The organism is Herbaspirillum sp. 1173 (genome assembly GCF_031455335.1).
GTDB lineage: Bacteria > Pseudomonadota > Gammaproteobacteria > Burkholderiales > Burkholderiaceae_D > Herbaspirillum > Herbaspirillum huttiense.
Genome location: NZ_JAVDSP010000005.1, coordinates 294,706 through 318,060, shown reverse-complemented (window position 1 = coordinate 318,060; position 23,355 = coordinate 294,706). Strand labels below are relative to the sequence as shown.

Genomic DNA, 23,355 nt, shown 5'->3' with positions numbered 1-23,355 from the left:
CCCGATATTGGCTACTATATAAAAATTCCGTTGTCCACAGGCAATGAAACGCCGGCCACTTGCGTAGCTTGCCGCCGCCTATCGTTGACCGCCTGGGATGGCATGGTGTTGTTTCGGAGCAGTCCGGCCCCACGTGAGGCTGATGCAACTCCCGCAGCACACCAGCAACTGACCTCTCACCACCGAGACCCATACCTATGAGCAAGACCCTCATCATTGCCGAGAAGCCCTCTGTCGCGAACGACATCGCGAAGACGCTCGGCGGCTTCACCAAGCACGATGAGTATTTCGAATCCGACGAGTACATCCTGTCCTCGGCCGTCGGTCACCTGCTGGAAATCGCAGTCCCCGAGGAATACGACGTCAAGCGCGGCAAGTGGAGTTTTACCCACCTGCCGATGATTCCGCCGCACTTTGCGCTCAATCCGATTGCCAAGACCGAGTCGCGCCTGAAGGTGCTCTCCAAGCTCATCAAACGCAAGGATGTCACCACCCTCATCAACGCATGTGACGCGGGCCGCGAAGGTGAACTGATCTTCCGCCTGATCGCGCAATACACCAAGGCCAAGCAGCCGGTGAAGCGCCTGTGGCTGCAATCGATGACGCCCGGCGCCATCCGCGAGGGCTTCGCCCATCTGCGCGATGATGAAGAAATGCTCCCGCTGGCCAATGCCGCGCGCTGCCGCAGCGAAGCCGACTGGCTGATCGGCATCAACGGCACCCGCGCCATGACCGCCTTCAATTCCAAGGAGGGCGGCTTCTATCTGACCACCGTGGGCCGCGTGCAGACGCCGACCCTGTCCATCGTGGTCGAGCGTGAAGAGAAGATCAAGAAGTTCATCCCGCGTGACTACTGGGAAGTGCACGCCGAATTCGTCTGCGCTGCCGGCATCTACAAGGGCCGCTGGCTGGACAAGGGCCACAAGAAGGATGAAGCCGATCCCGAGAAGCGTCCCGAGCGCCTGTGGAGCAAAGCCGCAGCGGACTCCATCGTGGCCGCCTGCCGCGACAAGCCGGGCAATGTCACCGAGGAATCCAAGCCGACCACGCAGATGTCGCCGGGCCTGTTCGACCTGACCAGCCTGCAGCGCGAGGCCAACTCGCGCTTCGGCTTCTCGGCCAAGAACACCCTGGGCCTGGCCCAGGCGCTGTATGAAAAGCACAAGGTGCTGACCTATCCGCGTACCGACTCGCGCCACCTGCCCGAGGACTACATCAACACGGTCAAGGACACCATGGAGGCGCTGGCGGAGAACAACAACTACCACCAGTTCTCCAAGCAGATCTTGAAGCAAGGCTGGGTCAAGCCCAACAAGCGCATCTTCGACAACACCAAGATCAGCGACCACTTCGCCATCATCCCGACCACCCAGGTGCCCAAGAACCTGTCGGAGCCGGAACAGAAGCTCTACGACCTGGTGACGCGCCGCTTCATGGCAGTGTTCTTCCCGCCGGCCGAGTTCCAGGTGACCACCCGCTTCACGGAAGTGTCGGGCCACCAGTTCAAGAGCGAAGGCAAAGTCATGATCAACCCCGGCTGGCTGGCCATCTACGGCAAGCAGGTCGAGGAAGACGACAAGGACAAGGAAGGCGGCGGCAACCTGGTGGCCGTGGCCCCGGGCGAGAAGGTCAAGACCGACAAGGTCACTGCCAACGGCCTGGTCACCAAGCCGCCCGCCCGCTACACCGAAGCCACGCTGCTGTCGGCCATGGAAGGCGCAGGCAAGCTGGTGGATTCGGATGAACTGCGCGAAGCCATGGCCGGCAAGGGCTTGGGCACGCCGGCCACGCGCGCGGCCATCATCGAAGGCCTGCTGAACGAAAAGTACCTGCTGCGCGAAGGCCGCGAAATGATGCCCACCGCCAAGGCCTTCCAGCTGATGACGCTGCTGCATGGCCTGGGTGTGGATGAACTGACCGAACCCGAACTGACCGGCGAGTGGGAACACAAGCTGGCCCAGATGGAGCGCGGCAAGATCAGCCGTGACGAGTTCATGCGCGAGATCGCGCAGATGACCCAGATCATCGTCAAGCGCGCCAAGGAATACGACAACGACACCATCCCCGGCGACTATGCGACGCTGCAGACGCCTTGCCCCAACTGCGGTGGCGTGGTGAAGGAAAATTACCGTCGCTTCGCCTGCACCAAGTGCGAATTCTCGATGAGCAAGGTGCCCGGTGGCCGCCAGTTCGAAATCGCCGAAGTGGAAGAGCTGCTGCAGAACCGCACCATTGGTCCGCTGCAGGGCTTCCGCTCCAAGATGGGCCGTCCGTTTGCGGCCATCCTGAAGATTTCGCGCGACGAAGAGATCAAGAACTTCAAGCTGGAATTCGACTTCGGCCAGGACCAGGCCGATGGCGAAGGCGGCGAGCCGGTGGACTTCAGCGAGCAGACCCCGCTGGGCGCCTGCCCCAAGTGCGGCAGCGGCGTCTACGAAATGGGCCTGGCCTATGTCTGCGAGAAGACCGTGGCCAAGCCCAAGGCTTGCGACTTCCGCAGCAGCCGCATCATCCTGCAGCAGGAGATCCTGCCGGAGCAGATGGCCAAGCTCCTCAACGACGGCAAGACCGACCTGCTGCCGGGCTTCATCTCGCAGCGCACGCGCCGGCCCTTCAAGGCCTTCCTGGTGCGGGGCAAGGATGGCAAGATCAGCTTCGAGTTCGAGGAACGCAAGGCCAAAGCTCCCGCCAAGGGCAAGGCTGCAGCAGCGGACGCCGATGACGGTGCCGACGAGGCCGTAGCCAAGCCGGCCGCCAAGAAGACGGCGACCAAGACGGCCGCCAAGACCACGGCCACCAAGACCAAGGCGGCAGCGGCCAAGAAGCCGGCCCTACGCAAGGCGACGCCGAAGAAGGCTGCGGCTCCGGACGCCTGATTCTCGGGCGGCCAGAAACGACAAAGCCCTCGCACTTCACGGTGCGAGGGCTTTTTATTGGCGAGGCCGATCTGGTTCGGCGGCTGCTTAGTCGCTGTACACCACCGTCAACGGCGCATGATCTGAAAAGCGCTGTTCCTTGTAGATCGCCGCACTGACCGCCTTGGCCGCAATGCCCGGCGTGGAGACGTGGTAGTCGATACGCCATCCCACGTTGTTGGCCCAGGCCTGGCCGCGGTTGCTCCACCAGGTGTAGGCTTCGCCAGTGGTTTCCGGATGCAGGCGGCGATACACGTCCACCAGCCCCAGCTGGTCAAAGATGCGCGTCATCCAGGCGCGTTCTTCCGGCAAGAAACCTGAATTCTTCTGGTTGCTCTTCCAGTTCTTCAGGTCGATTTCCTTGTGGGCGATGTTCCAGTCGCCGCAGATGACCACTTCGCGGCCACTCTTTTCCAGTTCCATCAGGTGCGGCAGGAAGGCTTCCATGAAGCGGAACTTGGCTTCCTGGCGTTCCTCGCTGGAGGAACCCGAGGGCGCATAGAGCGAGATCACGGTCAGGTCGCCGTAGTCGCATTCGACATAGCGGCCTTCGTCATCGAATTCGGTATTGCCGAAGCCGATGCGCACCGAATCCGGCTGGCGGCGGCTGTAGACGCCCACGCCCGAGTAGCCCTTCTTCTGGGCATAGTGGAAATGGCCGACATAGCCGGCCGGGGCCAGGAAGTCTTCGGTCATGTCGGCCGCCTGGGCCTTCAGTTCCTGCACGCAGACGAAGTCCGGCGCTTCCTTTTGCAGCCACTCGAAGAAGCCCTTCTTGGCGGCCGAACGGATTCCGTTGAGGTTGGCGGAGACGATTTTTGGCATGGATGTCCTGTTTGCTTGCTGCAGAAGTGTGTTCAATCAGGCCGGTAGCATAACCGATAGGATGAATCATTTAAAATGTCGGCCTGATGAAGGCTTTGCCACCGCGCCGCCTTGCCTGGCGGCAAGCGGGCGCGGTCCGCACCTTCCGTTTTGACTCTTCCCGGGAAATGCATTGTGAGCAACTTGAGACAGGAATTCATCGAATTCGCGGTATCGGCCGGCGTGCTGCGCTTTGGCGAATTCGTCACCAAGGCGGGCCGTACCTCGCCTTACTTCTTCAACGCCGGCCTCTTCAGCGAGGGCGCCACTCTGGCCCAGGTGGCCCGCTTCTACGCCCAGACCCTGCAGGATTCGGGCGTGGAATATGACATGCTGTTCGGCCCCGCCTACAAGGGCATCACCCTGGCCTCGGCCACCGCGGTGGCGCTGGCCGGCATGGGCCGCAATGTCCCCTTCGCCTTCAACCGCAAGGAAGCCAAGGACCACGGCGAAGGCGGCACCATTGTCGGTGCCAAGCTGCAGGGCAAGGTCGTCATCATTGATGACGTCATCTCGGCCGGCACCTCGGTGCGCGAGTCGGTGGACATGATCCGCGCCGCCGGTGCCACCCCCTGCGCCGTGCTGATCGCACTGGACCGCATGGAGCGCTCGGGCAAGGATGGCGCCCTCTCCGAACTGTCGGCGGTGCAGGAAGTGGCGCGCGAGTACGACATGCCGGTCATTTCCATCGGCAACCTCAATGACCTCTTCGAGTACATCTCCAACGGCGGCGATGCCCGCCTGAGCCAGTACAAGGATGCGGTAGCAGCGTATCGGACCCGTTACGGCGTCTAAGTGCCCTGGAACTGCCGCTAAAAGGCATTAAATGAAGAAAAAGGCTGGATCCGCGAGGTTCCAGCCTTTTTTGCGTGGGCGTTGGAAGGTTTATGCCAAATTCTGAGGTACGGTGGTCACGCGCTGGCGCTGCAGGCGGTCATCGAGCTCCCCGACCTGGGCCGCGACGGCGTTCTCGGTCTGTTCCACGCGCTGGTGGATGTCACGCTGCAATGCATCCAGGCGCTGCGCCAGCAGGGTTTGCTGTTCGGTCTGGCGGCGTTGAAGCTGTTCCAGCTCGGTCTTCAGGTAGCCGCGCAGGTCATTGAAGCGCGAATGCTCGGCCTGGTCGGCCAGGGCGCGCTGGGCTTCCAGCTGCTTGGTCAGGCGGCGGCTTTCCAGCATCACGCTGGTCTGCAGGGCCAGGATGTAGAGCAGGAAGAAGGCCGTCAGCACCACCACCACGCCCAGCATTACCGCGCCCAGCGGTGCCTGGAATTCGGTGTAGATCAGCGAGAGCGTGGTCGTGGCCGTAAAGGCCGTCCAGTTGACGGCGGCGAAGATGGCGACCAGCGCCAGCAGCACGATGAGGAAAATGGTCCGGAATTTCATGTCAGCCTCCTTTGTTGTGAAGGTGTCGGCAGAGGCACGCGAGCGCTTGTCATGACGACAATATGAATATCTTGGACTACGGCAAGCACGGGGATGTTCCGTGCAGTTGTCATCCTGCAATCAGAAATGAAAAAGCCGGCACGGTGCCGGCTTGCAAGCGGGGAAGAGCGAGCGCTGCGGGCTCAGGCCGCCAGCGCCTTTTCCAGCAACTGGTGCAATTCGGCGAATTGCGGCTCGCCGACATAGCGCTTGATGATGTTGCCATCCTTGCCGATGACAAAGGTGGTCGGGGTCAGCTTGACGTCGCCGAAGGCCTTGGCCAGCGTGTCCTGCGGGTCCAGCGCGACCTTGAAGGGCAGCTTGCGGGTTTCGGTGTAGTTCAGCACGTAGTTGGGCGGGTCATAGCTCATGGCGACGGCCACGAAGTCCAGGCCACGGTCCTTGAACTTGTTGTAGGTGTCGATCATTTGCGGCATTTCGCCCACGCAGGTGGTGCAGCTGGTGGCCCAGAAATTGACCATGACCACCTTGCCGCGCAAATCCTTCAGTGCCACCTGCTGGCCATCGAGCTTGGTGAAGGTGACGTCGGGCGCGGCATTGCCGGCATTGACCTTGAAATAGGCGAAGGCGGCGACAGCGGCCACCACCAGGACGGCTGCCAGCTTGATCATGAGACCGCTCTTGGGCGCGTTGGCCTGTGCTTGCATGGGAAACTCCGGATCCGGACTGCGGGAAGAGGTCTGCCACTGCATACGGCAGCCTCGTTGAACTGAAGCATTATAGACCTCGCCGCAGAATCCTGCGGGCGGCCCCTGCACGTGAAAACCGCCGGACTCGCCGGCGGTTTGACCTGCATCAGCTACGCAGCTGCCATCAGCTGGTGGCCTTGTTCTCGCTGGCCGGCTTGCGCTGGTAGTCCTTCAGTTCGTCCTCGGTGATGTATTCGAACAGGGTCACGACCTTGTTCACACCGGAAACGCCGCTGGCGATCTGCGCCGCACGCTGGCCTTCACGCTGGGTCACGCGGCCCAGCATGTAGACGATGCCGCGCTCGGTGGTGATCTTGAAGGCGCTGGAGTACAGCGTCTTGTCGTCCACCAGGCTGGCCAGGACCTTGCTGGTGATGAGCGCATCGCTGGAGCGCGAACCGAAGCTGGAGGACGGGCCCACTTCCAGTTCGTTGTACACCGTGTCGACGTTCTGGATGGCCTTGGTTTCACGCTCGGCGGCGGCCTTGGAGGCTTCGTCCGGCACTTCGCCCGAGAGCAGCACCTTGCGGTTGAAGGCCGTCACGTTGACGTGGGAGCCGGAGGCCACCACTTCGGGAATGCGGGCTTCGCCCTTGACCACGATGGACTTGTCTTCCGTCTGCGCGCCCAGGGTGCGGCGGTCGGTGGCGGCGAAGGTGGTGGCCAGCGCACCGCCGGCAAACACCGCAAAACAGCCCTGCAGGCTCAGGGCCACCATGCCGCCGAGGGCCACGGCCGCCAGCGGGCGACGCAGGCGGGTCAACAAGGATCGTGCATCATTCATTCGCATCATCTCCAAAAAGCGCGACGTCGATACCGTCGCAAATGCAGTGCAGCGACACCAGATGCACTTCCTGGATGCGCGCGGTGCGTTCATGCGGCACACAGATATGCACATCGGCGTCGGTCAGGATCTTGCCGATCTTGCCGCCACCCTTGCCGGTCAGGGCCACCACGCGCATGTCGCGTTCGTGCGCCACTTCGATGGCGGCCAGGATGTTGCCCGAATTGCCCGAGGTCGAGAAGGCCAGCAGGATGTCGCCGGCCTGGCCGAAGGCCTGGACTTGCTTCGAGAAGATTTCCTGGTAGCTGTAGTCGTTGCCGACGGCGGTGAGGATGGACGTATCGGTGGTCAGCGCCAGGGCCGGCAGCGGCAGGCGCTCACGTTCGAAGCGGCCGACCAGTTCGGCAGCGAAGTGCTGGCTGTCGGCGGCCGATCCGCCATTGCCACAGGCAAGAATCTTGTTGCCATTCGACAGTGCAGTGAACATTAGTTCAATCGCCTGTTCGATCGGTTGGGCCAGAACACTGGCGGCCTTCATCTTCAGGTCGGCGCTTTCCTGGAAATGGGCGAGGATGCGGGGATTTGTCATAGTGCCTGCGATTATAGAGGACTTGAACGCGGCCAAGTCCGGGCAATTCGTAAAGAGAAGTTTCCGGAATCCGGTCGCACATGATACGCCAGCGGCCCGCTGTCGCGCCAAAACGGCCGCTGTTCAGGCCTCGATGGCGTTGCGCAGCCACTGCAACTGCCCGCCTTCGACCGTCACCACGTCGAAGCGGCAGGCCGGCAGGCGCGCTTGCCCTTGCAGCCAGACCTGGGCGGCCACCAGCAGGCGCCGCTGCTTGGCCGGCGTGACGCTGGCGGCCGCACCGCCATAGGCGCTGCTGGCGCGGGCGCGCACTTCCACGAAGACGATGGTGCTGCCCTCACGCAGGATCAGGTCGATCTCGCCGCCCTTGCAGCGGAAATTGCGCTGCACCAGCTGCAGGCCCTGCGCCTGCAGGTAGGCCAGCGCCCGGTCTTCGCCGTCGTCCCCGGTGCGCTGGCGCGCCGTGCGCCGCAGCGGGCTGCCTGGCGCCATGATGGCCTCAGTACTGGTCGGCCATCGGCACCGGCCAGCCATCCTGGTAGACGGCCTGGGTTTCCTGGCGTTGGAAGAAGGTGGTGCCGCCGCTGACCATGTTCACGTTCAGCCGGCCGGTGACGCCGTCGATGTCGAAGCCGGATTGCTTCTGGGCGATGCCATAGGCCACCCGGTAGGCATCGATGCCCAGCGCGTACAGGCGCGCCAGGTCGGGATTGGGGCGCTCGTTGTCGTTGACCGCCGGACGCGGGTAGCGGGCCACGGCCACGTTGTCCGGCTGCAGCTGCCAGGGGATGTCGATCAGGCGCACGCCATCGAGTTCGGGCAGCTTGTCATTCGGGTTGTCACGCTTGAGGGTGAAGGGATTGATCTGCGAAGTCCCGTACAGCGGCAGCTCGTTGCCCACGGCGCTGCGCAGTTGCACGGTCTGCGCCGCATCCAGGGCGACGAAGATCAGGGCCGGCTTTTCCTGTTCCACGCGCTTGGCCAGTTGCGCCAGGCCGGGCGCGGAGAGGGCGTTGGAGGGCGTGCTCAGTTCCAGCGTTTCCACCTGCAGTCCGAGCTGGCGCGCGCGCAGCTGGAAGGAGCGGGCGGCGCGCTTCTGCCAGGCGGTGCCGGTGGAGATGGCGAAAATCTTGCCGGGGGCCTTTTCCTTCTCGACCCAGTTGGCGACCTGGCGCGCTTCCTCGTCGATGGACAGGCCCACGGCCAGCATCTGCGGTGGCAACTGCAATTCGGTTTCGCCATTCATGTCGGGCTGCGCCAGCGCCACCGTGGGTTTGCTCACGCGCCCGCTCTGCGCCACGGCGGTGACGGCGCTGCGCGAGAGCGGGCCGACCACGATGTCGAACTTGGCGGATGCGTCGTCATAGGCACGCTGCATGTCGGGGGCCGAGTCGCCGGTTTCGACGATGGCCAGCTGGATGTTTTCCTTCTGGCGCGAATAGGCCGTCAGGAAGCCCGTGCGCACGGCATCGGAAGCCGCGCCGAAGGCACCGCTGCGCGAGGGCAGCAGCAGGGCCACGCGCACGGGTGTCGGGGTAGCTGGGGGTGGCGGCACAGCGGGTGCGCCGATGGCGGCTGATTCCATCTCCGGGGAGGTGCCCGGCGGCAGGGCCAGCGGGGCGGGGTCGGCAGCACCAGGCGTGGCAGCCTGGGCCAGCAGAGGTACACTGTCGGCTGCTGCGGCGCTGGCCGTGATCATCCATGGTGCCAGCATGCCTGCCAGCAGGGCCGCTTGCGCGGTCATTTTCTTCCAACTTGTGAACATCCCGCCCCCTCCAATGAATCAGAATTCCAGCGTCGCCGCCTCCATCCTGCAGGATGCCGCCCAGCAAAGCTATCCGGTGTCGGCATTATATGTGCTGGCCACGCCCATCGGAAACGTCTGCGACATCACCCTGCGCGGCCTGCATGTGCTGGCCATTGCTGACGCGGTGGCCTGCGAGGATACCCGCAATACCAGCCAGTTGCTGCAGCGTTATGGCCTTTCCAAGCAGTTGCTGGCAACCCACGAACACAATGAGCGCGAAGCCGCCGCCAAGATCATTGAACGCCTGCAGGCCGGCCAGCGCGTGGCCCTGGTCTCGGACGCCGGTACCCCGGCCATCTCCGACCCCGGCGCCCGTGTAGTGGACGCCGTGCGCGCCGCAGGGTTCCAGGTCATCGCCTTGCCCGGTGCCTCGGCGGCGGTGACGGCCTTGTCGGCTTCGGGCCTGACCGATGCCCGTTTCCACTTCGTCGGCTTCCTGCCAGCCAAGACCCGCCAGCGTGAGACCGCCTTGCAGGAACTGGCCGCGCTGCAGGCCGCGCTGGTGTTCTATGAAGCCCCGCACCGCATCGTCGAGACCGTGCAGTCCATGCTGCAGGTCTTCGGCCCCACCCGCCAGGTGGTGCTGGCGCGCGAGCTGACCAAACTCTTCGAGCACATCCACCGCTGCCCGCTGGGCGAGGCCGTGGCCTGGCTGGAGCAGGATGCCAACCGCCAGCGCGGTGAATTCGTGGTCTTGCTGGAAGGGGCGCAGCCGGTCGAGGGGGAAGATGCCGAGGGCGAGCGCGTCTTGCGCATCCTGCTGGAAGAGTTGCCGGTCAAGCAGGCGGCGGCATTGGCCGCGCAGATCACCGGCCAGAAAAAGAATGCCTTGTATGAACGCGCCCTGCAGATCCGCCAAGGCGCGCAAGAGGACGAGGACGCCTGAAGCCGCACAGGCGCCCGGTTCAGCCCGTTCGGGCGATCAAATGAAGTTTTTTGCGGGGCCGCCCCTGCATCGCCCGCCACGCCGCCCTGCGTTGAAATGCCTCTGCAGGGCGGGTGAAGAAAATTCCCAAAAACCGAAGTCGGCTCAACGCTCCACGATGAACGGCGTGCCGGCACTGCGCTGGCGCACCAGCATGGCCGCGTTCTGCGCTGCCGGACGGGTCGGGTAGGGGCCGGCATAGAGGCGATAGAGTCCGTTGACCTGCACCGCCTGCATGCTGTCGACGATGCCGGAGAGGCTGGGCAGCAGCTTGTCGCGCGCCACCAGGGCATTGGCTTCCTGCGAGTAGGCACCGAACTGCAGGTAATAGCCGGCCGTCAGCGGAACCGCTTGCGGCATGGCCGGCGAAGGGGCCGAGCCGCTGGCCACGGCATTGATGATGCCACCGCCCCCGGCCATGCCCGCGCCACCGGCGGCGCTGCTGGTGCTTGCATTGATGGGCTGTACCGCCGCCACGGTCGGCTGCGGTGGCAGGCTCTGCGCGCTGACCGTATTGATTTCCACCGGTCCGGTGGACACACCCTGCCCACCGGCCCCGGTATCGGCCGCCCGGTTGATCGGATCGGCCGCCGCCAGCGTGGTGCCGCCGCCATTGCGGCGTGCATCGGCCATGCGCTGGGCTTCTTCCGGCAGGATGCGCTCGACTTCCAGTTCGCTGCTACCCGTACCGAGGTAGCCGAGCTTGAGCGCAGCCGTGTAGGAAAGGTCGATGATGCGGCTGGAGTGGAAGGGCCCGCGGTCATTGATGCGCACGATGACCTGCTTGCCGGTCTTCAGGTTGGTCACCCGGGCGTAGGACGGGATGGGCAGCGTGGGATGCGCGGCCGTCATTTTGTACATGTCGTAGAGTTCGCCCGAAGAGGTCTTCTGGCCATGGAATTTCTTGCCATACCAGCTGCCCACGCCGCGCTGGATGAAGGGCTGGTTGTTGTCCGTGATCGGCACGTAGGTCTTGCCGAACACCGCATAAGGCCGGCTGGCGGCCTTGGAGACTGGTTCCACCTGGGGTTCGGCATCGGCCACGTCCAGGAGGCCATCGGGGATGTGATCGCCCGGGCCGTCATCCTTGTAGTAGCCGCCGCGCCCCGAACCCGCCGCCGGCAGCGCCGGGACGTTGGAGGGCCGGGTACTGGCGGACTTGGTGGGGGTGGCCGGTGCCTGGGCGGTCTGGCGCGGGGCCTGCTGGCTGGTGCCGCAAGCGGCCAGCAGCAAGGGCAGCAGCAGCGTGCCCCAGCGCAGGGCGCGGCCCAGTGAGGCGCGCGGGTGGTGATGGTCTAGAGTGGGTGTTTCCATGGGCTGTCCTTGGTCAACAGTCGATGCGCGGGGCCTGGTGCTTGCGGGTCCCGGCCGGAATGTTCGCAACGATACCAGACTGCAATGCACCGAGGCTGACAACTCGTCAGTACAGCAAGTTCACGAATCCTCGCAAACTTGTCATTAATGCAACAAGAAAAGTACGCGTTTGGATCAGCTTTGAACCAGTTTGCGATGGCGCTGGATGCTCATCAGGATGCCTGCGCCCAAGCCCAGCGTGACCAGGGCGGTGCCGCCATAGCTCATGAAGGGAAGAGGAACGCCCACCACCGGCAGGATGCCGCTGACCATGCCCATGTTCACGAAGGCATAGGTGAAGAAAATCATCGTGATCGCCCCGCCCAACAGGCGCGTGAACAGCGTGGGCGCATTGGCCGTGATCATCAGGCCGCGCCCGATCAGGAGCAGGTACAGCACCAGCAGCACGCAGTTGCCGATCAGTCCGAACTCCTCCGAATAGACCGAGAAGATGAAGTCGGTGGTGCGTTCGGGGATGAATTCCAGGTGCGTCTGGGTGCCCATGAGCCAGCCTTTGCCCGTGACGCCCCCGGAGCCGATGGCAATGGTGGACTGGATGATGTGGAAGCCCTTGCCCAGCGGATCGGAGGTCGGGTCGATGAGCATCATGACGCGCTGGCGCTGGTAATCGTGCATGAAGGACCACACCACCGGCAGGCTGGCCGCGCCTGCCACGAAGAGTCCCAGCAGGATCTTCCAGGGCAGGCCGGCAAAGAAGATGACGTAGAAGCCGGCCGCCAGCACCAGCAGACCGGTGCCCAGGTCAGGCTGGCGGATGATCAGAAAGCCCGGGATCAGCAGCAGGATCGCCGCCACCAGGAAGGCATCCCAGCGCAGCATGCCTTCGCGCTTCTGGAAGTACCAGGCCAGCATCAGCGGCATGGCGATCTTCATGATCTCGGAAGGCTGCACCACCATGCCGATGTTGAGCCAGCGGCGCGAGCCCTTCTTGATGATGCCGAACAGCGCCACCGCGATGAGCAGCGTCACCCCCACCGTATAGACCGGCACGGCCAGCCGCAGCAGCAGCTGGGGCGAGACGTTGGCGGCTACCCACATGACGATGAAGGCCACCAGGATGTTGCGCAGCTGGTCTTCCACCCGGCCGGGGAAGTTCATGCCAGCCGAATAGAGGGTGACGATGCCCACCGACAGGATCAGGAACACGATCAGCGACAGCGCGCCGTCGAACACCGTCAGGTGCGGCTTGATGATTTGCCACAGGGGCGGACGTTGCAGGCTCATGCCGGCTCCTCGTGCGTACTGCTCGTTGCGATGTCAGGCCTCATTCCTGCACATCCGGCTGGACCGTCGGCGTGTTGCTGCTGCCGGCGTCTTCGGAGGTGGGACCTTCGACCGGGGTATCCGGGCTCACCGCCTCGGGCGCGACCGACTTGATCGGCTCATTGGGGCGCTTGCCCAGCATGAAGTAATCCATGGCCTTGCGTACCAGCGGGGCGGCCACGCCGGCGCCCCAGCCACCGTTCTCGACGACGGCCGCAATGGCGATGCGCGGCGCGTCGGCCGGCGCAAAGCCGATGTAGAGGCCGTTGTCGTGGTAGATGCGCGAAAGCTTCTTGGAATCATACTTCTGGTTCTTGGCGATGTTGACCACCTGCGCCGTACCGGTCTTGCCGCCCGACTCGTAGGGCGCGCCCCGGAAGGCGGCTGCGCCCGTGCCTTCCTTGACCACGCCCACCATGGCGCGCTTGATGAAGTCGATGTTTTCCTGCTTCAGCGGGATGCGATAGCTTTCCTTGGGCACGGTCTCTGTGCGCTCGTGGGACACCCCGTCCTCGATGATCTTGACCAGGTGCGGCTTCATCACCACGCCATTGTTGGCCAGGATGGAGGTCGCCTGCGCCAGTTGCAGCGGGGTGAAGCTGTTGTAGCCCTGCCCGATGCCCAGCGAGACGGTGTCACCGGCGATCCAGCGTTTCTGCTCGGGTTTGCGGAAGGCGGTGCGCTTCCACTCGGTAGAGGGCAGGATGCCGCGCTTCTCGTGCTCCAGGTCGATACCGGTGATCTGGCCGAAACCGAAGGGCTTCATGAAGTCATGGATGGCATTGACCCCCATGTCATTGGCCAGCATGTAGTAATAGGTGTCGCAGGAGATGGCGATGGAGCGGTACATGTCCACCACGCCGTGGCCACCTTCCTTGTCGTCGCGGAAGCGGTGATTGCCCAGCACGAAGAAGCCCGGATCGCGGATGGCATCCTGCGGGCGGCGCTTGCCCAGTTCCAGCGCGGCCAGCGCCATGAAGGGCTTGTAGGTCGAACCAGGCGAATAGAGGCCCGACAGCGGGCGGTTCAGCAGCGGACGGTCGGGCGACTTGTTCAACTCATCCCAGCTCTGCTGGTCGATGCCTTCGACGAACAGGTTGGGGTCGTAAGAGGGCTGGGAGACATAGGCCAGGATGTCGCCGGTGGCCGGGTTGATCGCCACCAGCGCGCCCTTCTGGTCGCCGAAGGCTTCTTCGACCACCTTCTGCAGCTCGATGTCGATGGACAGGATCAGGTTCTTGCCGGGCGTGGCCGGGGTGCGCGAGAGCGAGCGCACGGCGCGTCCGCTGGCCGAGATTTCCACTTCCTCGTAGCCAGTGGTGCCGTGCAGCTGGCTTTCGTAGCTCTTTTCCAGGCCTTCCTTGCCGATGTAGTCGGTGCCGTTGTAGTTGGCTTCGTCGTCGGAGTCGGCGATGCGTTCGGCATCGCGCTGGCTGATGCGGCCGATGTAGCCGATCACGTGCGCGGCGGTCTTGCCGTAGGGATACTGTCGGAACAGGCGGGCCTGCACTTCCACGCCGGGGAAGCGATAGCGCTGGGCGGTGAACTTGGCCACTTCCTCATCGGTCAGGCGGGTGCGGATGGGCACGCTCTCGAAGTTCTTGGATTCTTCCTGCAGGCGGCGGAAGCGGCGGCGGTCGCGCTGCTGGATTTCAACGATGGTGCCCAGCTCATCGATGAGGTCATCGATGTTGGTCTTGATCTTGGAGGGCGTGATTTCCAGCGTGTAGGCCGAATAGTTGCGCGCCAGCACCACGCCGTTGCGGTCCAGGATCAGGCCGCGGTTGGGCACGATGGGCACCACCGAGATGCGGTTTTCCTCGGCCTGGGCGGCGTAGGCGTCGTGGCGCACCACTTGCAGCCACAAAAAACGGGCCAGCAGCAGGCTGAAGCACACCAGTACCAGGACGCTCGCGGCCAGCAGGCGCATCCGGAACAGTCTCAGCTCATGCGCGGTATTCTTGAATTCGGTCATGCTGCTTGCACCTGGCCCCTCAGATGGGGCGGTTCTCGTCGCGGTCCACCGCGCGACGCTGCGGCGCCAGCAGCAGGACGCTTACCACCGGCCACAGCAGGGCCGAGACCAGGCTCTCGCTGAAATAGAACCAGTCAGGCGACTTGCCCGTCACCAGCAGCTGGATCACCAGTTGCACCGCCTGCGCCAGCAGCATCAGCGGCAGCACGTGCAGCGCCTGGGTGCGCAGCGGGAACCACAGCACGCGGCGGTGGATCATGATGGCGAAATACGACAGCAGGGTGTAGGCCAGCGCGTTCTCGCCCAGCAGCGTGGCTTCGTTCACATCCATCAGCAGGCCCATCATGAAGGCCACGCTGATGCCGACCTTGCGCGGCTGGTGGATGTTCCAGAACACCAGCGCCAGCGCCACGAAGTCGGGCACGCCGACCATCTGCCCCCAGGGCATCAGGTTCAGCACGAACGCCACGATGAGGCTGAAGGCAATGAACAGCGGACTGGCCGGCAGGAGGATGTATTGGTTGTTCATCGTGCGGATTCCTTGGCGGCCGGTTTGGCGGTGGCTGCAGCAGCCGCCGGGGTGGCCGGAGCCGCCGCTGCCGCAGGCTTGGCCGGCGGCGTCACGTTGGCGGCCCCTTTGCGGTCTTCGGCGGGCTTGTCCTTGGGCGTGGCGTTGGCATCCTCGGCGCTGTTGTCGCGGGTGCTGTCACGCAGGCGGCGCTTGAAGAGCTTGGCCGATTTTTCATCGATCACGTCCGGCTCCGGACGCGGCGGCAGGTTCTGTTCCACCAGCAGGATCAGCAGCTGGCGATGACGGTCGATGCCGGCCAGCGGACGGCACACGATGCGCGCGAAAGAGTCCGCCGAACGGGTTTCCACCAGCGCCACGCTGGCCACCGACAGGCCCGGCGGATAGACACCGTCGATGCCCGAGGTCACCAGCACGTCACCCTTCTGGATATCGGCGTTGGCCGGCATGAAGCGCAGGTCCAGCGCGCCGGTCTGGCCGCGGCCGTAGGCCACGCTGCGCAGGCCGTTGCGCAGTACCTGCACCGGGATGGCCTGGTCCTTGTCGGTCAGCAGCGTCACTTCGGAGGAGAACGGAAACACCCGCGTCACCTGGCCCACGATGCCGACCTCGTCGATGACCGGCTGGCCGGCCGTGACGCCCTGTTGCGAGCCGCGATTGAGGATGATCTTGCGGGTGAAGGGATCGCGCGCATCGTAGAGGATCTCGCCGACGATGGACTTGACCGGCACCTTCTGCTGCATGTCCAGCAGCTTGCGCAGCTGCACGTTCTCGGCCGCCAGCAGGCGTTCCTGCTGCATCAGCTGGGCGTTGACGATCTGCTGCTGGCGCAGCTCGCGGTTTTCCTTCTGCAGCGAGGCCAGCGAAGAGAAGTATTCGGACGAATTGGTGAAGGCGTCGCGCGGCACCATGGCCACCGTCTGGAACGGATAGAGGGCCGTGCCCAGCGCCTGGCGCAGCGTGCCCAGCACGTGCATGCGGGCGTCGACCACCAGCATCACGACCGAGATCAATGCAAAGACGGTCACGCGCACCCGGGCCGAAGCGCCCTGCTTGAAGAGTGGTGGGATTTCCATGGCGTCAGGCCGACTGCAGGGTCACACCAGGTGACCGGCTGCAGGCGGATAACTCACTTCCTGCGTCGAAAACGGTAACAAAAAGGGGAGCCGAGGCGCTCTGGCGACCCCGTACCCGCCGACGCTGCATCGGGTGCGCACGCGGGGTGCGCATCCTGTGGCTGGTCGGTGTGAACGGCGTCATATCGAACGGTTCGGTTCCCCACTCATCCGGCAGTACATCGCTGCCGGTTCATGCTTGCTGCCCGGGCCTGCTGTCCGGCAGGCCCATGTACTTTGATGCTGCTGTACTTTCTGCTGTGGCTGTTCTGCGACTTCCGGCCGGCTTATTCGGCCGAGAAGATCGAACCCAGCTTGTCCATGCGGTCCAGCGCCATGCCCGAGCCGCGTACCACGCAAGTCAGCGGATCTTCGGCCACGATCACTGGCAGGCCGGTTTCTTCCATCAGCAGGCGGTCCAGGTCGCGCAGCAGGGCGCCGCCACCGGTGAGCATCATGCCCTTTTCGGCGATGTCGGCACCCAGTTCCGGCGGGGTCTGTTCCAGCGCGTTCTTGACGGCCGAGACGATGTTGTTCAGCGGATCGGTCAGGGCTTCCAGGATTTCATTGCTGGAGATGGTGAAGGAACGCGGGATGCCTTCGGACAGGTTGCGGCCCTTGACTTCCATTTCCTTGACTTCCGAGCCGGGGAAGGCCGAGCCGATTTCCTTCTTGATCGCTTCGGCGGTCTGTTCGCCGATCAGCATGCCGTAGTTGCGGCGGATGTAGTTGACGATGGCTTCGTCGAACTTGTCGCCGCCCACGCGCACCGAACCCTTGTAGACCATGCCGCCCAGCGAGATGATGCCCACTTCGGTGGTGCCGCCGCCGATGTCGACCACCATCGAGCCGGTGGCGTCCGAGACCGGCAGGCCCGAGCCGATGGCCGCAGCCATCGGTTCCTCGATCAGGTAGACCTGGGATGCGCCCGCGCCCAGTGCGGATTCGCGGATGGCGCGGCGTTCCACCTGGGTCGAACCGCAGGGGACGCAGATGATGATGCGCGGGGAGGGGCGGAACAGCTTGGAGTCATGCACCATGCGGATGAATTGCTTCAGCATCTGCTCGGTGACGGTGAAATCGGCGATCACGCCGTCCTTCATCGGGCGGATCGCCTCGATGTTGCCGGGCACCTTGCCCAGCATCTGCTTTGCTTCCTTGCCGACCGCCTGGATGGTCTTCTTGCCGTTGGGGCCGCCTTGCTGGCGGATCGCCACCACCGACGGCTCGTCCAGCACGATGCCATGGCCGCGCGCGTAGATCAGCGTGTTCGCGGTGCCGAGGTCGATCGCCAGATCGTTGGAGAAGTAACTGCGGAGAAATCCAAACATGAGTTGTCCTGATGCGCCCGCGAGGGGGCGCCTAGCTTTTTGATAGGGGGAGGTGTCCGTTCATGCTGCGGCGACGCGAAAATCAGGCGCCTGCAAGGCATTAATCCGACATTCTACCTTATAATTCTCGAGAAACCAGCAAGCCGGTTTGCCAAAAATGTCAGCATTCCGGGACCTTCCGGCCGCCATCTGGCGCGGGTTTGCCGTTTTTTACGCCCACCACGCCATGACCTGGCCGACCTGCCGCGCAAGCGAACTTGCCCCCGGCAACGAGGCTGCGGAAAACGCCTTGCGGCCGCAGCGGCTACGGGTCTTCCAATTTCAACATCACGCGGCGCGCCCGGCGCGTCCTTTCGACCATGTCTCTAGCCCTTTCCGACGTCAAACGCATCGCCAACCTGTCCCGACTGGAGCTCACCGAGGCCCAGGCCGGTGCCACCCTGGACAAGCTCAATGGCATCTTTGCCCTGGTGGAGCAGATGAAGGCCATCGATACTTCCGGCGTGGAACCGCTGTCGCACCCCATCGCCGCCATCGAACCCGCGCTGGCACTGCGCCTGCGCGAAGATGCCGTGACCGAATCCAATCGCCGCGAGGACTACCAGCAACCGGCCCCGGCCACCCAGGATGGCCTGTACCTGGTGCCCAAGGTCATTGAATGAATCCGGCGCTTCGCGCCAGCCACCGTCCGCTTCCGGCCCAGCCGGCCCGCAAGACCGCAGCGTAACCGACTCCATGCACAAGCTCACCCTCAAAGAACTGTCCGCGCAACTGCAAGCGCGCAAGATTTCCGCCACTGAACTGGCGACCCTTTTCCTGGACCGCATTGCGGCCAGCGACCTCAATGCCTTCCTGCATGTGGACCGCGATCTGACCCTGGCGCAGGCCAAGGCTGCCGATGTGCGCCTGGCAGGCAATGATGCCGGTCCTTTGACCGGTGTGCCCATTGCACATAAGGACATCTTCGTCACCCGCAACTGGCGCACCACAGCGGGTTCGCGCATGTTGCAGGATTATGTGAGCCCCTTCGATGCCACCGTGGTGGAGCAGTTCAACGCGGCCGGTACCGTCACCTTGGGCAAGCTCAACTGTGACGAATTCGCCATGGGCTCCAGCAACGAGAACTCGTTCTACGGTGCGGTCAAGAACCCCTGGGACAAAACCGCCATCCCCGGCGGCTCCTCCGGCGGCTCGGCCGCTGCCGTGGCCGCGCGCCTGGCACCGGCCGCTACCGCCACCGATACCGGCGGCTCGATCCGCCAGCCGGCCTCGCTGTGCGGCGTGACCGGCATCAAGCCGACCTATGGCAGCGTGTCGCGCTATGGCATGATCGCCTTCGCCTCCTCGCTGGATCAGGGCGGCCCGATCGCCAAGACGGCCGAAGACTGCGGCCTGCTGTTGAACGCCATGACCGGCTTCGATGAACGCGATTCCACCAGCCTGCAACGTCCCAAGGAAGATTTCACCCGCTCGCTGAACCAGAGCCTGCAAGGCCTGCGCATCGGTGTGCCCAAGGAATTCTTCGGTGCCGGCCTGGCCGCTGACGTGGAAGCGGCCGTGCGCGCTGCCCTGGCCGAGTTCGAGAAGCTCGGTGCGACCCTGGTCGAGATCTCGCTGCCCAAGACCGAGCTGTCGATCCCCGTGTATTACGTGATCGCCCCGGCCGAAGCCTCGTCGAACCTGTCGCGTTTCGATGGCGTGCGCTACGGTCACCGCGCTGCCGACTACAAGGACCTGGCCGACATGTACAAGAAGTCGCGCGCCGAAGGCTTTGGCGACGAGGTCAAGCGCCGCATCCTGGTGGGTTCCTACGTACTCTCGCATGGCTACTACGACGCCTACTACCTGCAGGCACAGAAGATCCGCCGCCTGATCGCCGAGGACTTCCAGCGCGCCCTGGCTGGCGAGAACCGCCAGTGCGACGTCATCATGGGCCCGGTCTCGCCCACCGTCGCCTGGGACCTGGGCGACAAGACCGACGATCCGGTGGCCAACTACCTGGCCGACATCTTCACGCTCTCCACCAGCCTGGCCGGTTTGCCGGGCATGTCCATTCCTTGCGGATTCGGACAGGGCGAGAAGAACGGCAAGCGTCCGGTCGGCCTGCAGATCATCGGCAATTATTTCGACGAAGCGCGCCTCTTGAACGTGGCGCACCAGTTCCAGCAGGCCACCGACTGGCACCTGCGCGAACCGGCCTGATCGCTGGCTCTCGTCAACTACAACAGCATTCGCAAGGACAACATCATGCAGTGGGAAGTCGTCATCGGCCTCGAAACGCACACGCAGCTTTCGACCCAATCCAAGATCTTCAGCGGCAGCTCGACCCGCTTCGGTGCCGAGCCCAACACCCAGGCCAGCCCGGTGGACCTGGCCTTGCCGGGCGTGCTGCCGGTCCTGAACAAGGGCGCGGTGGAACGTGCGATCCAGTTCGGCCTGGCCATCGGCGCCACCATCGCCCCGCGCTCGGTGTTCGCGCGCAAGAATTACTTCTATCCTGACCTGCCCAAGGGCTACCAGATCAGCCAGTTCGAGATCCCCGTGGTGCAAGGCGGCACCATGTCCTTCGCCGTCGAGAAGGACGGCAAGACCGAGATCAAGACCATCAACCTGACCCGCGCCCACCTCGAAGAAGACGCCGGCAAGTCCCTGCACGAGGACTACCAGGGCATGACCGGCATCGACCTCAACCGCGCTGGTACGCCCTTGCTGGAAATCGTCACCGAACCCGAGATGCGCAGCGCCGCCGAAGCCGTCGGCTACGCCAAGGCCCTGCATTCGCTGGTGGTGTGGCTGGGCATCTGCGACGGCAACATGCAGGAAGGTTCCTTCCGCTGCGACGCCAACGTCTCGGTGCGTCCGGTCGGCCAGGAGAAATTCGGCACCCGTTGCGAGATCAAGAACCTGAACTCCTTCCGCTTCCTGGAAGAGGCCATCAACTACGAAGTGCGCCGCCAGATCGAGCTGATCGAGGACGGTGGCACCGTGGTCCAGGAAACCCGCCTCTACGATCCGGACAAGAAGGAAACCCGTTCCATGCGCAGCAAGGAAGACGCGCAGGATTACCGTTACTTCCCCGACCCCGACCTGCCGCCGCTGACCATCTCGCAGGAGTGGATCGAGCGCGTCAGGACCACCATGCCCGAGCTGCCCGCCGCGATGCGCGAGCGCTTCGTGGCCGAGTATGCGCTGCCGGAATACGATGCCATGGTGCTTACGCAATCCAAGGGCATGGCCTCCTACTTCGAAGCCGTGGTGGCTGCCGCGGGCAAGGACCAGGCCAAGCCGGCCGCCAACTGGCTCATGGGTGACGTGGCCTCCACGCTCAACCGCGAAGACACCGACATCGCCGACGCGCCCGTGAAGGCCGCGCAACTGGCGCTGCTGCTGAAGCGCATCGCCGATGGCACCATCTCCAACAAGATCGCCAAGGAAGTCTTTGCGGGCATGTGGGAAGCCAGGTCCGACAAGGATTCCCTGGCCGATGACATCATCGAAGCCAAGGGCCTGAAGCAGATTTCGGACAGCGGCGCGCTGGAAGCCATCGTGGACCAGGTGCTGGCCGCCAATGAAAAGTCGGTGGCGGAATTCCGCGCCGGCAAGGAACAGGCCATCAACGCCCTGATCGGCCAGGCCATGAAGGCCACGCGCGGCAAGGCCAATCCGGCACAATTGACGGAACTGCTGCGCAAGAAGCTGGCGGGCTGATACAAGGCCCTTGCCTGATAAAGCAGCAGCGCAATGAACCCTGCGTCCCGCAACGGACGCGGGGTTTTTTCTTATGCGGCCAACACCAATGGCCGCCCCCGCGCCCAGCGATTGCTCGACAGCGAGAAGGTCAATGAACTGACCTGGTGATACCAACCCGCCGGGATGTAGAGCATCTCTCCCGGCTGCACTTCGCAGCACACCAGTGCCGCCTGGCGCGCCAGCGGGAAGCGCTCCAGGTCCGGATGATCGGGGTCGAAGGGCGAACCGAACAGGATGGCATTGGCCTCCTTCGGATAGAGATACTGGTCATGATGGGGCGGGGCCAGCCAGACGCGCTTGCTACCCCACACCTGCGCGAAGACATTGTCGTCATAGTCGCAATGCAGCGGCGTGATGCAGCCGGCCGGGCCGATCCAGAAGCGCGGCGGTCCCATCTTCTCGAAGAAGTTGGGCCAGTGACACAGGCGATTCAATTCCCGCAATTCCAGGTTGCCCAGATAGGGCGGCAGCCCGCTCTCATCGGCCAGCGCCTGTTCCAGGTAATCGACCAGCGTCATGTCCTGCATGGCCCGGTCGGGAGCGAAGGCAGTGTTGATGTAGTCGCCCACGCGGGCACGCACCGGCAACTGGCCGAAGTGTTCCCGCAGCGCTTGCACCGACATCGCCGAGAGCGGCCAGCGGCTGGCCATGCCCGTCATGATGAACGGCAATCCCGCCCGCGCCCGTTCACGGAAGGCCGCCGTTTTGTGCGGACCAATGCGCGCGATCTCATGCACCGCAGGCAACACCGCACTGGCCGCACGGATGGCCTCACGCATCTCGGCCACCGAACGCACGCCACGCACCTGGGCATCGCGCTGGTCGCGCGCCGCCTTGCGTGCCGCAGCTTCCTCCGCGCTCAGGCCGCTGACGTCGGGGCGTGGCGGCAGGGACCGTGCCGCAGAATGGGCGGTTCCGGGGTGAAGTGAAGGAGAAGGCTCGGACGGTTTCATCCTCGCCATTTTAATGGGGTTGCGGCAGGCCCTATCTCGTTTGCTGCATAAGGATATGAATTATTCTTACTTGTACCGGGGTAGCCGGGGGAGTGTAATAAGCGTTTGGCCAGCCGGACATGCGCCGGGCTGGTACCGCCTACACAGGAGCCCCCATGTCGGTCGCCACACTGGAACGCACGCAGCAGTCGCAACAACACTTCGAGATCCGTCCTTTCGACGCCCCGCTGGGCGCGGAAATCGTTGGCCTGGACCTGAACCTGCCGGTCTCGGCGCAAGAGCTGGCGCGCATTCGCGGTGCCCTGGTCGAGCATGGGGTGGTGGTGTTCCGCGAGCAGCGCATCACGCCGCAGCAGCACATCGATTTCAGCCGCCGCTTTGGTCCCCTGCAGGTGCACGTGCTGAACCGTTTCCACCTGGCCGGGCATCCGGAGATCCTGATCGTCTCCAACGTGGTCGAGAACGGCAAGCCCATCGGCCTGGTCGATGCCGGCGCGGACTGGCATTCGGACCTGTCCTACATGCCCAAGCCCAGCCTGGGCGCGCTGCTGCATTCGCAAGAATTGCCCGCTGAACGCGGCGATACGCTCTACGCCAATACCGCTGCCGCCTGGGACAGCCTGCCCGCTGCGCTCAAGACCCAGCTCGAAGGCAAGCGCGCCGTGCACTCCTACGTCTACCGCTACGAGCGACTGCGCAAGCTCTCGCCGTGGCGCCAGCCGCTGACGCAGCAGCAGATCGATGAGGTGCCGCCGGTGGAGCATCCGGTGGTCATCACCCATCCGGAAAGCGGCCGCAAGATCCTGTTCGTGAGCGAAGGCTTTACCTCGCACATCATCGGCATCCCGCGTGACGAAAGCGATGCGCTCCTCAAGGAACTGCACGCCCACATCACCCGTCCGGAGAATGTCTACACGCACCAATGGCAGGCGCATGACATGGTGTTCTGGGACAACCGCAGCACCCAGCACTACGCCGCCATCACCCCGCAACACCTGCGCCGTACGCTCTATCGCACCACCGTCGAAGGCGACGTGCCGCGTTGA

Annotated in this window: 21 protein-coding genes; 7 read left to right on the top strand and 14 right to left on the bottom strand. The window is 64.1% G+C overall.

From position 1 onward, the window contains the following. The first annotated feature begins 197 nt into the window (after positions 1-197). Positions 198-2,876 carry a DNA topoisomerase III gene (locus tag J2X56_RS18190; protein ID WP_134134206.1) on the top strand — a complete coding sequence of 893 codons (2,679 nt, stop codon included), beginning with the start codon at positions 198-200 and terminating at the stop codon, positions 2,874-2,876. A gap of 87 nt (positions 2,877-2,963) precedes the next feature. Here J2X56_RS18190 and J2X56_RS18185 read toward each other — a convergent pair whose 3' ends face one another. After that, positions 2,964-3,740 (bottom strand): exodeoxyribonuclease III, encoded by a 777-nt coding sequence (locus J2X56_RS18185; protein WP_039790188.1) that lies wholly within the window; start codon positions 3,738-3,740, stop codon positions 2,964-2,966. 174 nt (positions 3,741-3,914) lie between these two features. Here J2X56_RS18185 and pyrE point away from each other — a divergent pair, with 174 nt between their 5' ends. Continuing rightward, the gene (gene pyrE, locus J2X56_RS18180; RefSeq protein ID WP_008333588.1) at positions 3,915-4,574 is read left to right on the top strand and encodes an orotate phosphoribosyltransferase; all 660 of its coding nucleotides are present in this window, start codon (positions 3,915-3,917) and stop codon (positions 4,572-4,574) included. 90 nt (positions 4,575-4,664) lie between these two features. On the opposite strand, the gene J2X56_RS18175 is transcribed toward pyrE, so the two are convergent. From J2X56_RS18175 to J2X56_RS18150, 6 genes are all read right to left on the bottom strand, one after another. Beyond that, entirely contained in the window at positions 4,665-5,165 is a 501-nt protein-coding gene (locus J2X56_RS18175; RefSeq protein ID WP_034340000.1) for a signal transduction histidine kinase, read from the bottom strand. A 182-nt stretch (positions 5,166-5,347) separates the two neighbouring features. Continuing rightward, positions 5,348-5,872, bottom strand: a complete 525-nt coding sequence (locus J2X56_RS18170; protein ID WP_034340016.1) for a peroxiredoxin — start codon at positions 5,870-5,872, stop codon at positions 5,348-5,350. Between the two features lie 166 nt (positions 5,873-6,038). Beyond that, positions 6,039-6,698 carry a BON domain-containing protein gene (locus tag J2X56_RS18165; RefSeq protein WP_121041260.1) on the bottom strand — a complete coding sequence of 220 codons (660 nt, stop codon included), beginning with the start codon at positions 6,696-6,698 and terminating at the stop codon, positions 6,039-6,041. Next, positions 6,691-7,287, bottom strand: a complete 597-nt coding sequence (locus J2X56_RS18160) for a phosphoheptose isomerase (protein ID WP_039782952.1) — start codon at positions 7,285-7,287, stop codon at positions 6,691-6,693. Before J2X56_RS18160 ends, J2X56_RS18165 begins: the two co-directional genes overlap by 8 nt. Positions 7,288-7,410: 123 nt before the next feature. Next, positions 7,411-7,779, bottom strand: coding sequence for a YraN family protein (locus J2X56_RS18155; protein ID WP_310161455.1), 369 nt, complete (start codon positions 7,777-7,779; stop codon positions 7,411-7,413). A gap of 7 nt (positions 7,780-7,786) precedes the next feature. Next, positions 7,787-9,052: a penicillin-binding protein activator gene (locus tag J2X56_RS18150; protein WP_121041256.1), complete on the bottom strand. Its 1,266-nt coding sequence runs from the start codon at positions 9,050-9,052 to the stop codon at positions 7,787-7,789. Between the two features lie 13 nt (positions 9,053-9,065). Here J2X56_RS18150 and rsmI point away from each other — a divergent pair, with 13 nt between their 5' ends. After that, entirely contained in the window at positions 9,066-9,980 is a 915-nt protein-coding gene (gene rsmI, locus J2X56_RS18145) for a 16S rRNA (cytidine(1402)-2'-O)-methyltransferase (RefSeq protein ID WP_134134201.1), read from the top strand. Between the two features lie 144 nt (positions 9,981-10,124). On the opposite strand, the gene J2X56_RS18140 is transcribed toward rsmI, so the two are convergent. From J2X56_RS18140 to J2X56_RS18115, 6 genes are all read right to left on the bottom strand, one after another. Then, entirely contained in the window at positions 10,125-11,333 is a 1,209-nt protein-coding gene (locus J2X56_RS18140) for a septal ring lytic transglycosylase RlpA family protein (protein ID WP_209569556.1), read from the bottom strand. Positions 11,334-11,507: 174 nt separating this feature from the next. Further along, positions 11,508-12,617, bottom strand: a complete 1,110-nt coding sequence (rodA, locus tag J2X56_RS18135) for a rod shape-determining protein RodA (RefSeq protein WP_034340689.1) — start codon at positions 12,615-12,617, stop codon at positions 11,508-11,510. A gap of 40 nt (positions 12,618-12,657) precedes the next feature. Next, positions 12,658-14,631 carry a penicillin-binding protein 2 gene (gene mrdA, locus J2X56_RS18130; RefSeq protein WP_121041252.1) on the bottom strand — a complete coding sequence of 658 codons (1,974 nt, stop codon included), beginning with the start codon at positions 14,629-14,631 and terminating at the stop codon, positions 12,658-12,660. Between the two features lie 19 nt (positions 14,632-14,650). Continuing rightward, positions 14,651-15,160, bottom strand: coding sequence for a rod shape-determining protein MreD (gene mreD, locus J2X56_RS18125; protein ID WP_034340686.1), 510 nt, complete (start codon positions 15,158-15,160; stop codon positions 14,651-14,653). After that, on the bottom strand, positions 15,157-16,236 hold the full coding sequence (mreC, locus tag J2X56_RS18120) for a rod shape-determining protein MreC (protein ID WP_121041251.1): 1,080 nt from the start codon (positions 16,234-16,236) through the stop codon (positions 15,157-15,159). The genes mreD and mreC overlap by 4 nt, the downstream gene beginning before the upstream one ends. A 326-nt stretch (positions 16,237-16,562) precedes the next feature. Then, the gene (locus tag J2X56_RS18115; protein ID WP_006465688.1) at positions 16,563-17,606 is read right to left on the bottom strand and encodes a rod shape-determining protein; all 1,044 of its coding nucleotides are present in this window, start codon (positions 17,604-17,606) and stop codon (positions 16,563-16,565) included. A 359-nt stretch (positions 17,607-17,965) separates the two neighbouring features. Here J2X56_RS18115 and gatC point away from each other — a divergent pair, with 359 nt between their 5' ends. The 3 genes from gatC (at position 17,966) to gatB (ending at position 21,314) form a co-directional block, all read left to right on the top strand. Further along, on the top strand, positions 17,966-18,268 hold the full coding sequence (gene gatC, locus J2X56_RS18110; protein ID WP_134223901.1) for an Asp-tRNA(Asn)/Glu-tRNA(Gln) amidotransferase subunit GatC: 303 nt from the start codon (positions 17,966-17,968) through the stop codon (positions 18,266-18,268). A gap of 73 nt (positions 18,269-18,341) precedes the next feature. Continuing rightward, positions 18,342-19,808 carry an Asp-tRNA(Asn)/Glu-tRNA(Gln) amidotransferase subunit GatA gene (gatA, locus tag J2X56_RS18105; RefSeq protein WP_034340678.1) on the top strand — a complete coding sequence of 489 codons (1,467 nt, stop codon included), beginning with the start codon at positions 18,342-18,344 and terminating at the stop codon, positions 19,806-19,808. 45 nt (positions 19,809-19,853) lie between these two features. Continuing rightward, positions 19,854-21,314 (top strand): Asp-tRNA(Asn)/Glu-tRNA(Gln) amidotransferase subunit GatB, encoded by a 1,461-nt coding sequence (gatB, locus tag J2X56_RS18100; RefSeq protein WP_310161442.1) that lies wholly within the window; start codon positions 19,854-19,856, stop codon positions 21,312-21,314. 71 nt (positions 21,315-21,385) lie between these two features. Here the strand turns inward: gatB and J2X56_RS18095 are convergent, their stop codons facing one another. Further along, a complete protein-coding gene (locus J2X56_RS18095; RefSeq protein WP_310161439.1) occupies positions 21,386-22,309 on the bottom strand; it encodes a cupin-like domain-containing protein in 924 nt (307 codons plus the stop codon). Positions 22,310-22,464: 155 nt separating this feature from the next. On the opposite strand from J2X56_RS18095, the gene J2X56_RS18090 reads away from it, so the two are divergent. Next, positions 22,465-23,355 carry a TauD/TfdA family dioxygenase gene (locus tag J2X56_RS18090; RefSeq protein ID WP_121041244.1) on the top strand — a complete coding sequence of 297 codons (891 nt, stop codon included), beginning with the start codon at positions 22,465-22,467 and terminating at the stop codon, positions 23,353-23,355.

What these genes read in the sequence shown, in the direction of transcription:
- rsmI (WP_134134201.1), top strand. Translation starts at nt 9,066, where the DNA reads ATGAATCAGAATTCCAGCGTCGCCGCCTCCATCCTGCAGGATGCCGCC.
- J2X56_RS18170 (WP_034340016.1), bottom strand. Translation starts at nt 5,872, where the DNA reads ATGCAAGCACAGGCCAACGCGCCCAAGAGCGGTCTCATGATCAAGCTG.
- gatA (WP_034340678.1), top strand. Translation starts at nt 18,342, where the DNA reads ATGCACAAGCTCACCCTCAAAGAACTGTCCGCGCAACTGCAAGCGCGC.
- J2X56_RS18160 (WP_039782952.1), bottom strand. Translation starts at nt 7,287, where the DNA reads ATGACAAATCCCCGCATCCTCGCCCATTTCCAGGAAAGCGCCGACCTG.
- J2X56_RS18095 (WP_310161439.1), bottom strand. Translation starts at nt 22,309, where the DNA reads ATGAAACCGTCCGAGCCTTCTCCTTCACTTCACCCCGGAACCGCCCAT.
- J2X56_RS18185 (WP_039790188.1), bottom strand. Translation starts at nt 3,740, where the DNA reads ATGCCAAAAATCGTCTCCGCCAACCTCAACGGAATCCGTTCGGCCGCC.
- gatB (WP_310161442.1), top strand. Translation starts at nt 19,854, where the DNA reads ATGCAGTGGGAAGTCGTCATCGGCCTCGAAACGCACACGCAGCTTTCG.
- mreD (WP_034340686.1), bottom strand. Translation starts at nt 15,160, where the DNA reads ATGAACAACCAATACATCCTCCTGCCGGCCAGTCCGCTGTTCATTGCC.
- J2X56_RS18150 (WP_121041256.1), bottom strand. Translation starts at nt 9,052, where the DNA reads ATGTTCACAAGTTGGAAGAAAATGACCGCGCAAGCGGCCCTGCTGGCA.
- J2X56_RS18190 (WP_134134206.1), top strand. Translation starts at nt 198, where the DNA reads ATGAGCAAGACCCTCATCATTGCCGAGAAGCCCTCTGTCGCGAACGAC.
- J2X56_RS18155 (WP_310161455.1), bottom strand. Translation starts at nt 7,779, where the DNA reads ATGGCGCCAGGCAGCCCGCTGCGGCGCACGGCGCGCCAGCGCACCGGG.
- J2X56_RS18175 (WP_034340000.1), bottom strand. Translation starts at nt 5,165, where the DNA reads ATGAAATTCCGGACCATTTTCCTCATCGTGCTGCTGGCGCTGGTCGCC.
- J2X56_RS18165 (WP_121041260.1), bottom strand. Translation starts at nt 6,698, where the DNA reads ATGAATGATGCACGATCCTTGTTGACCCGCCTGCGTCGCCCGCTGGCG.
- mreC (WP_121041251.1), bottom strand. Translation starts at nt 16,236, where the DNA reads ATGGAAATCCCACCACTCTTCAAGCAGGGCGCTTCGGCCCGGGTGCGC.
- mrdA (WP_121041252.1), bottom strand. Translation starts at nt 14,631, where the DNA reads ATGACCGAATTCAAGAATACCGCGCATGAGCTGAGACTGTTCCGGATG.
- gatC (WP_134223901.1), top strand. Translation starts at nt 17,966, where the DNA reads ATGTCTCTAGCCCTTTCCGACGTCAAACGCATCGCCAACCTGTCCCGA.
- J2X56_RS18140 (WP_209569556.1), bottom strand. Translation starts at nt 11,333, where the DNA reads ATGGAAACACCCACTCTAGACCATCACCACCCGCGCGCCTCACTGGGC.
- rodA (WP_034340689.1), bottom strand. Translation starts at nt 12,617, where the DNA reads ATGAGCCTGCAACGTCCGCCCCTGTGGCAAATCATCAAGCCGCACCTG.
- J2X56_RS18090 (WP_121041244.1), top strand. Translation starts at nt 22,465, where the DNA reads ATGTCGGTCGCCACACTGGAACGCACGCAGCAGTCGCAACAACACTTC.
- J2X56_RS18115 (WP_006465688.1), bottom strand. Translation starts at nt 17,606, where the DNA reads ATGTTTGGATTTCTCCGCAGTTACTTCTCCAACGATCTGGCGATCGAC.